Source organism: uncultured Tateyamaria sp., assembly GCF_947503045.1.
Taxonomy (GTDB): Bacteria; Pseudomonadota; Alphaproteobacteria; order Rhodobacterales; family Rhodobacteraceae; genus Tateyamaria.
This window is the reverse complement of sequence record NZ_CANNCF010000001.1, coordinates 1,475,050-1,487,508: the sequence shown is the minus strand read 5'-3', so window position 1 is coordinate 1,487,508 and position 12,459 is coordinate 1,475,050. Positions and strand designations below refer to the sequence as shown.

The following is a 12,459-nucleotide window of genomic DNA, read 5'->3' as shown; positions in this document are numbered from 1 at the left end:
CGCAAGGTAAGCGTGTCTTGCGGGGGACGGATCCGATAACCCCTGCGGCAAACAGGGTCACGAGGCGGCAGGCAGAGCCGCATGTGAAGACGCCAATTGGGACGGGCGCAAATGTGGGATCACAGCAAGATCGCAGGCAGAAACTCAGAACAAGGACGGAAGGTACAGCGCAACCACCAGCATCACTGCCAATGCCCCGGCACCCAGCATATCCTGAAGCAGCGTGGCCTCAGCGCGGGTTGCGACATCTTTCAGTGTGCGAAGCGTGGTCATGTCAGTGCCTTTCGTCTCTGGAGTTGCCCCTTTGTTCTCATATCCTTAACGCTTCGTAAAGAACTTTTTAAGAACATTTGCGAACTTTTTAGCACATTTGGTGCTAACCCACTGAAATCAAACGGATCGCCTCGTCCTGCCGCATGAGCCAGAGCAGAACACGCGCCGCCTGCCCCCGCGCACTGGTCAGGTCGGGGTCATCATTCAGCAACTTGCGCGCGTCGCTTTGGGCAATGGCCATCAGCGCGCCCTGCCGTTCCAGATCAGCGATGCGAAAACGGGGCACGCCCGACTGGGCCGTGCCGATCAGATCGCCATATCCGCGCATCTGCAGGTCCGTTTCGGCAATGGCAAAGCCATCCTCGGTTGCGCGCAGCACCTCGAGCCGCTTTTGCCCACTTTCCGAAAGGGGGGCCTGGTACATCAGCAAACAGGTCGAGGCCGCCTCGCCCCGCCCGACGCGACCCCGCAGCTGGTGCAGTTGCGCCAGGCCAAACGTCTCTGCGCGTTCGATCACCATGATCGTCGCATTGGGCACGTTCACGCCCACCTCGATCACCGTGGTTGCGACAAGCACCCCCGTCTCTCCGGCCTGAAAACGGGCCATCGCCGCGTCCTTCTCGGCCGGTGGCATCTGCCCGTGGACCAGCCCCACGCGCCCTTCGCCAAGAGTGGCGCGCAGACGTTTGAACCGTTCCTCGGCGGCCGTCAAATCCACCGCTTCGCTTTCCTCGACCAACGGGCAGACCCAATAGCACTGCCGCCCCTCTTTCATCACGGCCCGCAAGCGCTCGATCACCTCGTCCATGCGGCCCGTGCTGACCAGCGCCGTCTTGATCGGTTTGCGCCCGGGTGGCTTTTCGTCCAACACCGACACGTCCATGTCACCATATTGCGCCAGTGCAAGGCTGCGCGGGATCGGGGTGGCGGTCATCACCAACACGTCCGAGGCCGCGCCTTTCTTACCGAGCGCCAACCGTTGACGCACACCAAAGCGGTGCTGTTCGTCCACGATACCAAGGCGCAGGTCGGCGAACACCACGTCGTTCTGAAACACCGCATGGGTGCCCACGAGGATCTGGATATCGCCGCGCGCAAGGGCGGCAAGTTTGGCGCGCCGCTCAGCCCCCTTGTCGCGGCCCGTCAGGATTTCGAGCACCACGCCTGCGCTTTCCGCGAGCGGCTGCAACCCTTCAAGATGTTGACGCGCAAGGATTTCTGTTGGAGCCATCATCACCCCCTGCCCGCCCGCCTCGACCGCAACGAGCAGCGCCATGAAGGCCACGAGCGTCTTGCCCGCACCCACGTCGCCCTGCAGCAGGCGGTTCATCCGCGTCTCACGGGCCATGTCGGCGGCGATCTCGGAAATCGCGCGATCCTGCGCGCCGGTCGGAGCGTAAGGCAGATCGGCGCGCACCTTCGCCTGTAACGCGCCCGTGCCTTGGGTCACCTGCCCGGTCACGCGCCGTTCCGAGGCGCGCGCCAGCGCCAGTGTGATCTGGTGGGCAAACAGCTCGTCATAGGCCAGACGGGTGCGTGCGGGGCTCGTGGCGGCAAGATCACCCAGACCGGTGGGCGCATGGGCCTGCGCGACCGCATCGGCGAAACCGGGCCACTTGGCCTTCTCGATCTGGCCCGGATCGATCCATTCGGTAACGTCCGGCACACGGGTCAGGGCCGAACGCGTGGCCTTGAACATGGTCTTTTGCGTGACACCGCCGGTGAGCGGATAGACGGGTTCAAAACCGGGAATGTCGCCCGCCTCTTCGACCGGCAGGATGTGGTCGGGATGCACCATGTTGGCAATCCCATCGAACAATTCGACGCGCCCCGACACGACCCGTTCGGACCCGGTGGGGAGCACTTTGGTCAGGTAATCGCTGCGCCCGTGGAAAAAGACAAGCTGGAACGAGGTCGCCCCGTCCTCCACGTGAATGCGATGGGCCCCACCGCGACTGCGCGCCGCGTGATGCGCGCCGACCTTGATCCGGACCGTGAGCGTCGCGGGCAGAACCGCGTCCTGAATCGTGTCGCGCAAGGTGCGGTCGATGCCCGTATGGGGCAGTGTGAACAGCAGATCGCGTGGTGCCGTGACGCCAAGCGCACCCAGATGCTGGGCGGTTTTCGGGCCGACCCCTTCGAGCGTTTCGAGGTCCGCAAACAGCGGAAACAGGATCTCGGGACGGCTCATGAAGCGCCGATCAGGTCCAGCCAGCCATCCTCGTCCAGCGTCTCGATGCCCAGATCGGCAGCTTTTTTCGCCTTGGATCCGGCGCCTGGCCCCGCGACCAGCAGATCGGTTTTCGCACTGACCGAACCGGCAACCTTGGCCCCCAGCGCCTCGGCGCGCGCCTTGGCCTCGGCGCGGGTCATCTTTTCGAGGGTGCCGGTGAAGACGACCGTTTTGCCCGCCACGGGGCTGTCGGTGTCGGCGGGCGCGTCCTCGGGCGCGATGGCCAAGTGCGCAACAAGGCGGTCGATGCTGGCGCGTTCGGCCTCTTGCCGGAAGGTGGTGACGAGGGCGACGGCGACGGTCGCGCCGATGCCGTCGATGCCGGTCAGCGCGTCCCAGGCGGATTTGGCGTCAGCCTCCAAGCCGGCCCAGACCGCGTCGCGCGTGGGTTTGATGCGGGCGCGCCGGCCTTCGGCTTGCGCGGCGATACGCTCCTGCGCCTCGGCCGCGTCGGCCTGCAGATGACAACTCGCTGCAAGCGCTGCACGATCCACCGCGTCGAGCAGCGTTTCCCAATTGCCGAAATGGCGGGCCAGATCGGCCGCCGCCACCTCGCCCACATGGCGGATACCAAGGGAAAAGATCAGCTTTTTCAGCGGGATGTTCCGCTTTTCCTCGATGGCCTGAAACAGATTTTCGGCGCTTTTATCGCCCCAGCCATCGCGATTGGCGAGCTTGGTCAGATTGGACGCGTCCCGCTCTTGCAAGGTAAAGATGTCGGCAGGTTCGCGGATCGGCAGTTGATCATCGCCATAGAACATCTCGATCTGCTTGGCGCCCAGCCCCTCGATGTCAAAGGCGGCGCGGCTGACGAAATGCTTCAGCTTTTCAACGGCTTGTGCAGGGCAGATCAGACCGCCGGTGCAGCGGGCAACCGCGTCACCCTCTTCGCGAATGGCATCTGAATGGCACTCGGGGCAAAGCTTGGGAAACTGGAATGGTGTTGCGTCTTCGGGACGTTTGGACAGGTCCACGTCCGCCACTTTCGGGATTACGTCACCGGCGCGATAGACCTGCACCCAGTCGCCCACACGGATGTCCTTGCCCCCGCGGATCTGTGCACCGGTGTTGTCGCGCCCGGCGATGTAGTCCTCGTTGTGCAGTGTCGCGTTGGACACGACGACCCCGCCGACCGTCACAGGCGCAAGCCGCGCCACCGGCGATAGCGCGCCGGTGCGCCCCACTTGGATGTCGATGGCCTCAAGCCGCGTCCAGGCCAGTTCGGCGGGAAATTTATGGGCAATCGCCCAGCGCGGCGTGGTCGAGCGAAACCCAAGCCGCCCCTGCAGCGCCAGATCGTCGACCTTGTAGACCACGCCGTCGATGTCATAGCCGAGCGATGCGCGTTGCTGTTCGATCAAGCGGTAGTGCGCGATCATCTCGTCAGGGCCGTTGCAGAGCGCGGTCAGCGGGTTGGTCTGAAATCCAAGCGTTTTGAAGCGTTCGATGGCACCATGCTGCGTGTCGGACAGCGGTTCAGACAAAGCCCCCCAGGCATAGGCAAAGAAGCGCAACGGGCGCGCGCGGGTGATACTGGAATCCAGTTGGCGTAGCGATCCGGCGGCAGCATTTCGTGGATTGGCAAAGAGTTTTTGCCCGGCCTCGCGCTGGCGGTCGTTCAGTGCGTCGAAATCCGGGTGGGACATGTAGACTTCGCCGCGCACTTCCAGCAGGTCGGGCGCGTCGGTGAGGGTCTGGGGGATGTCGGCAATCGTGCGCGCATTGGACGTGACGTTTTCGCCCACCGCCCCGTCGCCGCGCGTGGCAGCCTGTGCCAGCGCGCCGTTCTTGTAGGTCAGGGACAGGGACAAGCCGTCGATCTTGGGCTCAGCGGTGTAGGCAAGGGCCGCATCAGCATTGAGGCCAAGATATTTGCGAATGCGGGTGTCGAATTCGGTGATGTCCGTGTCATCAAATGCGTTGGAGAGCGACAGCATGGCGACCGCGTGAGTAACTTTTGAAAACCCCTCTGACGGGGCGGCCCCCACCTGGTCCGAGGGGCTATCGGCGCGTTTGAGCTTGGGAAAGCGCGCCTCGATCCCGGCATTGCGCCGCTTGAGCGCGTCATAATCGGCATCCGATATCTCGGGCGCATCTGCGCCGTGATAGGCGGTGTTCGCCGTTGCCAGCACCGCAGCCAGCCGCGCCAGTTCCGCGCGGGCCTCTTCGGGTGACAAGTCGTTGATGGGTGTATCTGCGCTCACGTCTGTCCCCGTCTGCTTCTCGCCCAGGGATAAAAGCGTGTGCGCGCCGGGTCCAGTCATTGATCGCGAATTCGGGGAGAGATGAACACATGTCCAGGCAGCAAAAAGGCCGACGCAGTGGTTAACTGCGCCGGCCTGTCTTAACGTTTGAGGCGGTTCAGGCTCCGACGGCCAGCCGCGTATCGTCTGTTTGTTGGGCCGGTTCGGGATCACGCAGCACATAGCCACGGCCCCATACTGTCTCGATATAGTTCTCGCCTCCGGTGGCCACGCTCAGCTTTTTGCGCAGCTTGCAGATGAAGACGTCGATGATCTTGAGTTCGGGTTCGTCCATGCCCCCATAAAGGTGGTTGAGGAACATTTCCTTGGTCAGCGTTGTGCCTTTGCGCAAGGAGAGCAGTTCGAGCATCTGGTATTCCTTGCCGGTCAGATGCACGGCCTTGCTGTCGACGCTGACGGTCTTGGCATCCAGATTGACCGACACGGCCCCGGTATCGATCACCGACTGGGAATGCCCTTTGGAGCGGCGGATGATCGCGTGGATGCGTGCCACAAGCTCTTCGCGGTGGAAGGGTTTGGTCAGATAGTCGTCGGCACCGAAACCGAAGCCTTTGATTTTGTTTTCCGTGTCATCCGCACCCGACAGGATCAGAATGGGCGTTTCGACCCGGGCAAGCCGCAGCTGGCGCAGCACCTCGTGGCCGTTCATGTCCGGCAGATCGAGGTCCAGAAGGATCAAATCGTAATCATAAAGCTTGGCAAGATCGATACCCTCCTCCCCCAGATCGGTCGCATAGACGTTAAGGTTGGCATGGGTCAGCATCAGTTCGATGCTTTTGGAGGTCGTGGGGTCGTCTTCTACAAGCAGCACGCGCATTCAATAGTCTCCACTATGGGTGTCGGTGTTGAACTAAACGTGAACCTAAATAGTTAACCACACGTTACTCCTGTGGGAAATATAGCTTAACAACCTAAAGTTGTCTATACCTTTGCACAGCAGTCGCCTTCAGCGCCTCTTCACCATGGTCGGAAACGGCCTTGACCCAGGCCAAAAACTCTTCTTCGCTTAGGGAATAGCGTTCGAGCGCGTCTGCCTGTGTCAGCAATCCGTAAATCACCCCCCGCACGACCGCCGCCTTGCGCGATGCAACCCAACGGCGAGTGGATGGGGGCGGCAAGTCGGCCCGAGTCAGCACCGTGCCATCCGGCAAGGTGACCGCGCGGGGCCCATCGACTTTTTTCAAATACATTGCACTGCTCTTTTCTGCTTCGCGTGCACCATGCCCCGGCGACCCTAATGGCGGGTTAAACCTGCCCTTGAGACTATTTCGCATTTTCATATATATGCGCCGATACCCCCAAGGAGACGTGACATGCTTGACCAGTCCGGTCCGCTCAATTCATTGGGCTTTGCCAAAGCCCCGGAAGACACGCGTGTTGTCGTGGCCATGTCCGGCGGCGTGGACAGCTCTGTTGTGGCGGCTGAGCTGAAGGCGCAGGGCTATGACGTGGTGGGGGTGACGCTGCAGCTTTATGATCATGGGGCGGCCCTGGCCAAGAAAGGTGCGTGCTGTGCAGGCATCGACATTCATGACGCGCGCCGCGTGGCCGAAGAGATGGGGTTTCCCCACTACGTCCTTGATTACGAGAACGTTTTCAAGGACGCGGTGATCGACGAATTTGCCGACAGCTACCTGGGCGGCGCCACTCCGGTGCCTTGTATCCGCTGCAACGAGCGGGTGAAATTCAAGGACCTGCTGGAAACCGCAAAGGATCTTGAGGCCGACTGCATGGCTACCGGTCACTACATCCAGCGCAAGATGGGCGACGCGGGCCCCGAACTGCACAGTGCGGCCGATGCGAACCGCGACCAGTCCTATTTCCTGTTCTCGACGACGCCTGCGCAACTCGATTACTTACGCTTTCCGCTGGGCCATTTGCCGTCCAAGGATGACACCCGCGCGCTGGCCGCAAAATACGGGCTGAGCGTGGCGGACAAGCCCGACAGTCAGGACATCTGTTTCGTGCCCAACGGTGACTATGCCGCCGTGATCCGCACGCTGCGCCCCGAGGCGGCGGCCCCCGGTGATATCGTCGACACCGAAGGGCGCGTACTGGCGCGCCATGACGGCGTGATCAACTACACCATCGGGCAGCGCCGGGGCCTTGGGATTGGCGGGCTCGCAGACCCTCTTTACGTGGTGAAACTGGATGCCGACAACGCCCGTGTGATCGTCGGCCCCAAGGACATGCTGGCCACGCGCACTGTTCCCGTGCGCGAGGTCAATTGGCTGGGGGATGAACCGTTCAATGCCCGATCTGAATGGCATGTGGCGGTCAAGGTCCGCTCGACCCGGCCCCCGACGGATGCGGTGATTCGCCCGATCAGTGCGACCGAAGCGACCGTGGAACTGGTTGCTGCCGAGGCGGGCGTGTCCCCCGGGCAGGCCTGCGTGTTCTATGATCGCGATTCCAGCCGAATCTTTGGCGGTGGGTGGATCCACAAGGGATAAGGGCGCGCCTTGCCCCGCGCGACGCCTTGCGCTTATCTGCACCCCAGTTCCGCGCAACACGAAGGTGCCCCATGAAACTTGCCACAACCAAAGCCATCGTGACCGGAGGTGCGTCAGGCCTTGGCGAGGCGACAGCGCGCTATTTCGCAAGTCAGGGCGCGCAGGTGACGCTGCTTGATCGCGATGCGGAGCGTGGGACAGCCGTGGCCGACGAGATTGGGGGGCATTTCGCACAAACGGATGTGACGGACGAAGCCTCGGTTCAGGCAGCAATCGATCTGGGCGGCGCCAAGATGGGTGGGATCAGCGCGGCGGTGAACTGCGCAGGCATCGCCCTCGGCATCAAGACGGTGGGCCGCGACGGCCCCCACCCCCTACCCGCCTTTCAAAAGACCATCGACATCAATCTGGTGGGCAGCTTCAACGTCGCCCGCCTTGCCGCCTTGGCCATGGGCGCGAACGACCCCGAACCGGATGGCGCACGCGGGGTGATCATCAACACCGCCTCCATCGCCGCCTTTGACGGGCAAAAGGGGCAAGCGGCTTATGCGGCCTCCAAAGGCGGGATCGTGGGGATGACTCTGCCGATGGCGCGCGATCTGGCCAAGGACGGCATCCGGGTGATGACCATCGCGCCGGGGATCTTCAAAACCCCGATGCTGGCAGGTCTGCCGGACGATGTGCAGGCCGCATTGGCCGCAGACGTGCCCAACCCGGCCCGCCTTGGCGATCCGCAGGAATATGCGCGGCTGGCCGGTTTCATCGTCGAGATGGGGTATCTCAACGGCGAGGTGATCCGCCTCGACGGCGCGCTGAGGATGCGCTGAGATGTGGCAAGGCACGCTGTTGAGCATCCACATCACCCCAAATGCCCGCGCGCCCATGGTCGAACAGAGCAAGGCGACTCTGATCGCGGGCGTCGGCATCGAAGGGGACCGCTATGCCAAGGGAATCGACACCGGCACCTATTCCGCACAGCCTGACATCCGCGAGGTCACACTGATCGAGGTCGAAACGATTGAGGCACTGGCGCGCGATCACGACATCACGCTGGATGCGGTTGAGCACAGGCGCAACTTGACCACCCGCGACGTGCCGCTGAACCATCTGGTCGGGCGTCGATTTCGCGTCGGGGATGTGGTGCTGGAGGGCGGACGGCTGAACACACCCTGCCGATATATCGACATGATCACGAAAAAGACGATCTGCGATCTGCTCGAACATCGTTCGGGCCTCAATTGTCGGATCATTGCGAGTGGAACCATTCAGCCCGGCGATTCGATTTGTCTGGAATGACCAGCGAGCAAGACAAAATGGAGGCCGGTGAATGGTATAGCTGCCTTGATGACACGCTTGAGGCCCTGCGGGTCACAACACTTGAGGCCGTGCATGCCCACAACCACCTGCCTCCGACGGAACGACGGACCTTGAGCGCACCCTTGCGTAGCCTCTTTGCAAGCGTCGGCGCGGATTGCCTGGTGGAGGCACCGTTTCACTGTTCCTACGGCATCAACACCCATCTGGGCGATGAGGTCTTTATCAACGCAAATTGCGTGATCCTCGACAGCGCGCCCGTGCGGATTGGCAGTGGGACGATGATCGGGACCGGGGCACAGATCCTCTGCGCCGATCACCACCGCGACCCCGTCAAACGGCGCGCCGGGATCGAACGGGCCCTGCCCGTCACCCTGGGCGAAAATGTCTGGATCGGCGCGGGCGCGATCATCCTGCCGGGTGTGACCATCGGGGATCGGTCGATTGTCGGGGCAGGCAGCGTCGTGACGCGCGACGTGGCAGCAGACACAACAGTGGTCGGCAATCCGGCCCGCGCAGTGGCGCGCTGAGGCGTCAGGCGCTCGCCTTTTCCTCAAGCGTCAGCCATTCCTCTTCGGCCTCATCAAGGCGCTCCTGCCGCTCAATCAATGCATCCGTGGCCTTTTGAAACTTCACCGGGTTCTCGGTGAACAGGTCCGGATCGCTCATCAACTCTTGCAGCTTGACGATCTCGGCCTCCAGACGCTCCATCTCGGCAGGCAAAGCCTCAAGCCGGTGCTTTTCGGTAAAGGTCAGGGCAGTTTTCGGCGCGTCCTTCTGCTTTGACTTCGCCTCCGAAGCCTTTGCTTTGGCTACTTCTTCCTTGCTCGGCTTGGGGCGACGCTGGGATTGGTAGTCGCTCCACCCGCCTGCATAGACCGTGGCCTTGCCGTCCCCTTCCATCGCGATGGTGGTGACGGTCACACGGTCCAGAAAATCGCGGTCATGGCTGACGAGCATGACGGTGCCATCATATTGGTCGATCAGGTCCTGCAAAAGGTCCAGCGTTTCCACGTCCAGATCGTTGGTCGGCTCATCGAGCACCAAAAGGTTGGACGGCTTGGCCATGATCTTGGCCAGCAGCAATCGCGCCTTTTCCCCACCCGAGAGTGAACGGATCGGCGCGCGGGCCTGCGCTTCGTCAAAGAGGAACTCCTTGAGGTAGCCGACCACATGTTTGGGGGCACCACGCACCATGACCTGATCGGCCTTGCCGCTTACCCGCATGTCCGGGTCCCCGGTCAGGCTGTCCCAAAGGGTCATGTTCGGGTCCAGTTGCGCACGTGATTGGTCAAACAGAGCGATTTCAAGATTGGTGCCAAGGGTCACAGAGCCCGAATCCGGTGCCTCACGCCCCACAAGGATGTTGAGCAACGTCGTCTTGCCCACCCCGTTGGGTCCGACAAAGGCGATGCGGTCCCCGCGTTGGATGGTCAGCGAGAACGGTTCGACAATGGTCTTGTCGTCAAAGGCCTTGGTGATTTCGCGCGCTTCGATCACCTTGCGCCCGGACTTGGGGCCCTGCTCGAACGCCATGGCGGCGGTGCCCTGCCGTTTGATCTGGGCGGAGCGTTCGGCGCGCAATTCCTGCAGCGCACGCACTCGGCCCTGATTGCGCTTGCGCCGTGCCGAAATGCCCTCGACTGCCCAGCGGGCCTCGGCCTTGATCTTGCGGTTCAGCTTGTGACGCTGGGTGTCTTCCTCGTCCCAGGTGGTATCGCGCCAGGCCTCGAACGCATCAAAGCCTTTCTCCTGCCGACGCACCATTCCGCGGTCAATCCAGAGGGTTGCGCGCGCAAGTTCACGCAAGAATGCTCGGTCGTGGCTGATCAACACAAACCCGGCCCGGGTGGCCTTCAGCTCGGATTCGAGCCAGCCAATGGCCTCGATGTCCAGATGGTTGGTTGGCTCGTCCAGCAGCATCAGATCCGGGGATTCTGCCATCAGCCGCGCCAGCGCGGCACGCCGCCGCTCTCCACCCGAGGCCGTAGACACAGGGCGGGCAGGATCGAATTTCAGCCCCTCGCCCGCGCGCTCGACCTTGTAGAGATCGGCAGGCCCCAGCCCATACATGGCGAAATCGCCCAACGTGGCAAAACCCGCCATATCCGGGTCCTGCTCCATATAGCCGACCGAAATGCCCGGGCCTGCTACCACCTCGCCCTTGTCGGCCTCAACCAGCCCGGCCATCACCTTCATCAGCGTGGATTTACCCGACCCGTTGCGCCCTACAAGGGCAACACGGTCCCCTGGCTGAATCACGAGGGACAGGTTATCAAAGACAGGATCGCCGCCAAAGGTCAGCGAGATATCAGAGAGTTGAAGAAGGGGTACACGGGCCATGAGCGCCAGCTAGTGGCTTGCACGCACCCCGTCAACAGCCCCCGGACGGTCGATCCGGGCTGCAGCTTCTCTTCGCCAATCAAATCGCTGGTGCACCGAGTGGCTGGTCTCTCATACAGAGGGCCACGGTTGGGCGAATGAAACGTGTGTTGCCAACACCACAAAGCCTGCTAACATTCTCATCGTGTTTCATTTTCCCCAGAGGATTTTCACTATGGATTTCGTTAAAGCGCTTTGCGCAGCGGCCTTTTGTACAGCACTCGCCGCACCGGCTTATGCGGCCACATACAATATCAGTTTCGATGGCAGCTTCGTTGACCTGAGTGGTACGATCGACATCTCAACAACCGGTAGCTTTGATCCGGCAGGTTTTGACGCTGTCGTGACGGGCTATTCCATCACAGCAACTACCGACGGGACGAACCCCTTCACCTTTACAGAAACAAACAGCACCTTTGGCCCTGGAACAGGGACCACGATCACCGTCAGCGCAACCGATATTATCCTATCCACGTCCGAAACAAATCGACTGGCACTCGCCACCTTGTTTCTGGCCGCAGATGTCGCAACCAATAACACAAGAGAAAACCTGCGCCTGACGACCACGCAGCTCGGCTTTCGCGCGCCGACCAATCCCACAGTGCCGAACACCGCGTTCGAAAACATCACCACCCCATTCACGCTTGCGCAGGTTGCGCCGGTTGCGCCGGTTGCGCCCGTGCCGCTGCCTGCAGGTTTGCCCCTGTTGGCGGTCGGGATCGGCCTGTTCGCCGGTCTGCGCTGGCGCAAGGCGCGCAGCCGGGCCTAACCGGCAACCGAACGCAGCAACCGTTTGCGCGCGGGCGGGATCGCACCGATCTCGACCCCAGTGAACACGTGCAGCGTGTTCATGTGGCGATCCACAACGGCGTGATCGCTGACCCAACCGCCCATCATCAGATAGGTGCGCAGCAAAGGTGGCATGCGCACCATCGCCTTTTTCGCATCCGGCTTGCGGCGCAGACGCGCGGCAAAGCGGAACACATGGGGCGCCTTGACCCGTGGCAGCCAGCGTTTCGGGGCCAGATGGCGGGCCTTGAGCATCGCAAACGCGTCCAGATAGTCCGCCGTTTCGGTGCCCGCAAAGGACGAACAGCCAAACAGCAACTCGACCCCGTTGGCATCCACATAAGAGGTCACCGCCCCCCACGCCACACGCAGGATGTCGGGATCGTTCAACTCGGGATCAATGCAAAAACGGCCCATCTCGACCATGTTGCCTGCAAAACCAGACAAGGCGTCCAACTCGTAATATTGCGCCGAATAGCTGCGCGAGATTTCCGCCCCAGACAGGGGCATCATCCGAAAACAGCACACAAGGGCTTCGTCATTGACGCGCCGGATCAGGATGTGGGTGCAGAGCGGATCAAAGGGATCAGTGTCTTGGGCAAGACCAAAGCAGCGGGCGCGCAGGCCCTGGGCGGCAGCGATGTCATGTGGGCCCTGCGCCTGGCAGGCGCGATAGCGGCCCTTGTTCATTGCAATCATGCGCTATGCCCTCGCAATCTGCTGCATCGGGCGGTTAGCACATGTCCCATGA

The 12,459-nt window shown here is 62.0% G+C and carries 12 protein-coding genes; 5 read left to right on the top strand and 7 right to left on the bottom strand.

What is annotated here, in order from left to right:
- Window positions 1-144: 144 nt before the first annotated feature.
- The 5 genes from Q1A89_RS07505 to Q1A89_RS07485 all read right to left on the bottom strand — a co-directional run bounded on the left by Q1A89_RS07505 (window position 145) and on the right by Q1A89_RS07485 (window position 5,960).
- Window positions 145-273 (bottom strand): hypothetical protein, encoded by a 129-nt coding sequence (locus Q1A89_RS07505; protein WP_299725505.1) that lies wholly within the window; start codon window positions 271-273, stop codon window positions 145-147.
- A 103-nt stretch (window positions 274-376) separates the two neighbouring features.
- Window positions 377-2,464, bottom strand: a complete 2,088-nt coding sequence (recG, locus tag Q1A89_RS07500) for an ATP-dependent DNA helicase RecG (protein ID WP_299725502.1) — start codon at window positions 2,462-2,464, stop codon at window positions 377-379.
- On the bottom strand, window positions 2,461-4,710 hold the full coding sequence (gene ligA / locus Q1A89_RS07495; RefSeq protein ID WP_299725499.1) for an NAD-dependent DNA ligase LigA: 2,250 nt from the start codon (window positions 4,708-4,710) through the stop codon (window positions 2,461-2,463). The genes recG and ligA overlap by 4 nt, the downstream gene beginning before the upstream one ends.
- A gap of 157 nt (window positions 4,711-4,867) precedes the next feature.
- Window positions 4,868-5,587 (bottom strand): response regulator transcription factor CtrA, encoded by a 720-nt coding sequence (gene ctrA, locus Q1A89_RS07490; protein WP_299725496.1) that lies wholly within the window; start codon window positions 5,585-5,587, stop codon window positions 4,868-4,870.
- 94 nt (window positions 5,588-5,681) lie between these two features.
- Complete coding sequence (locus Q1A89_RS07485) at window positions 5,682-5,960, bottom strand: DUF1153 domain-containing protein (protein WP_299725493.1); 279 nt, start codon at window positions 5,958-5,960, stop codon at window positions 5,682-5,684.
- A gap of 123 nt (window positions 5,961-6,083) precedes the next feature.
- Here Q1A89_RS07485 and mnmA point away from each other — a divergent pair, with 123 nt between their 5' ends.
- The 4 genes from mnmA to Q1A89_RS07465 all read left to right on the top strand — a co-directional run bounded on the left by mnmA (window position 6,084) and on the right by Q1A89_RS07465 (window position 9,067).
- Window positions 6,084-7,223 (top strand): tRNA 2-thiouridine(34) synthase MnmA, encoded by a 1,140-nt coding sequence (mnmA, locus tag Q1A89_RS07480; protein ID WP_299725490.1) that lies wholly within the window; start codon window positions 6,084-6,086, stop codon window positions 7,221-7,223.
- 71 nt (window positions 7,224-7,294) lie between these two features.
- Window positions 7,295-8,050 (top strand): 3-hydroxyacyl-CoA dehydrogenase, encoded by a 756-nt coding sequence (locus tag Q1A89_RS07475; RefSeq protein ID WP_299725488.1) that lies wholly within the window; start codon window positions 7,295-7,297, stop codon window positions 8,048-8,050.
- 1 nt (window position 8,051) lies between these two features.
- Complete coding sequence (locus Q1A89_RS07470; protein ID WP_299725486.1) at window positions 8,052-8,519, top strand: MOSC domain-containing protein; 468 nt, start codon at window positions 8,052-8,054, stop codon at window positions 8,517-8,519.
- On the top strand, window positions 8,516-9,067 hold the full coding sequence (locus Q1A89_RS07465) for a sugar O-acetyltransferase (RefSeq protein ID WP_299725484.1): 552 nt from the start codon (window positions 8,516-8,518) through the stop codon (window positions 9,065-9,067). The genes Q1A89_RS07470 and Q1A89_RS07465 overlap by 4 nt, the downstream gene beginning before the upstream one ends.
- Window positions 9,068-9,071: 4 nt before the next feature.
- Here Q1A89_RS07465 and Q1A89_RS07460 read toward each other — a convergent pair whose 3' ends face one another.
- Window positions 9,072-10,880 (bottom strand): ATP-binding cassette domain-containing protein, encoded by a 1,809-nt coding sequence (locus tag Q1A89_RS07460; protein WP_299725482.1) that lies wholly within the window; start codon window positions 10,878-10,880, stop codon window positions 9,072-9,074.
- A gap of 214 nt (window positions 10,881-11,094) precedes the next feature.
- Between Q1A89_RS07460 and Q1A89_RS07455 the strand changes: the two genes are divergently transcribed.
- Window positions 11,095-11,688 (top strand): hypothetical protein, encoded by a 594-nt coding sequence (locus Q1A89_RS07455; RefSeq protein ID WP_299725480.1) that lies wholly within the window; start codon window positions 11,095-11,097, stop codon window positions 11,686-11,688.
- Here Q1A89_RS07455 and Q1A89_RS07450 read toward each other — a convergent pair.
- Complete coding sequence (locus tag Q1A89_RS07450; protein WP_299725478.1) at window positions 11,685-12,407, bottom strand: GNAT family N-acyltransferase; 723 nt, start codon at window positions 12,405-12,407, stop codon at window positions 11,685-11,687. The two genes, Q1A89_RS07455 and Q1A89_RS07450, sit on opposite strands and share 4 nt — an antisense overlap.
- Window positions 12,408-12,459 lie beyond the last annotated feature (52 nt).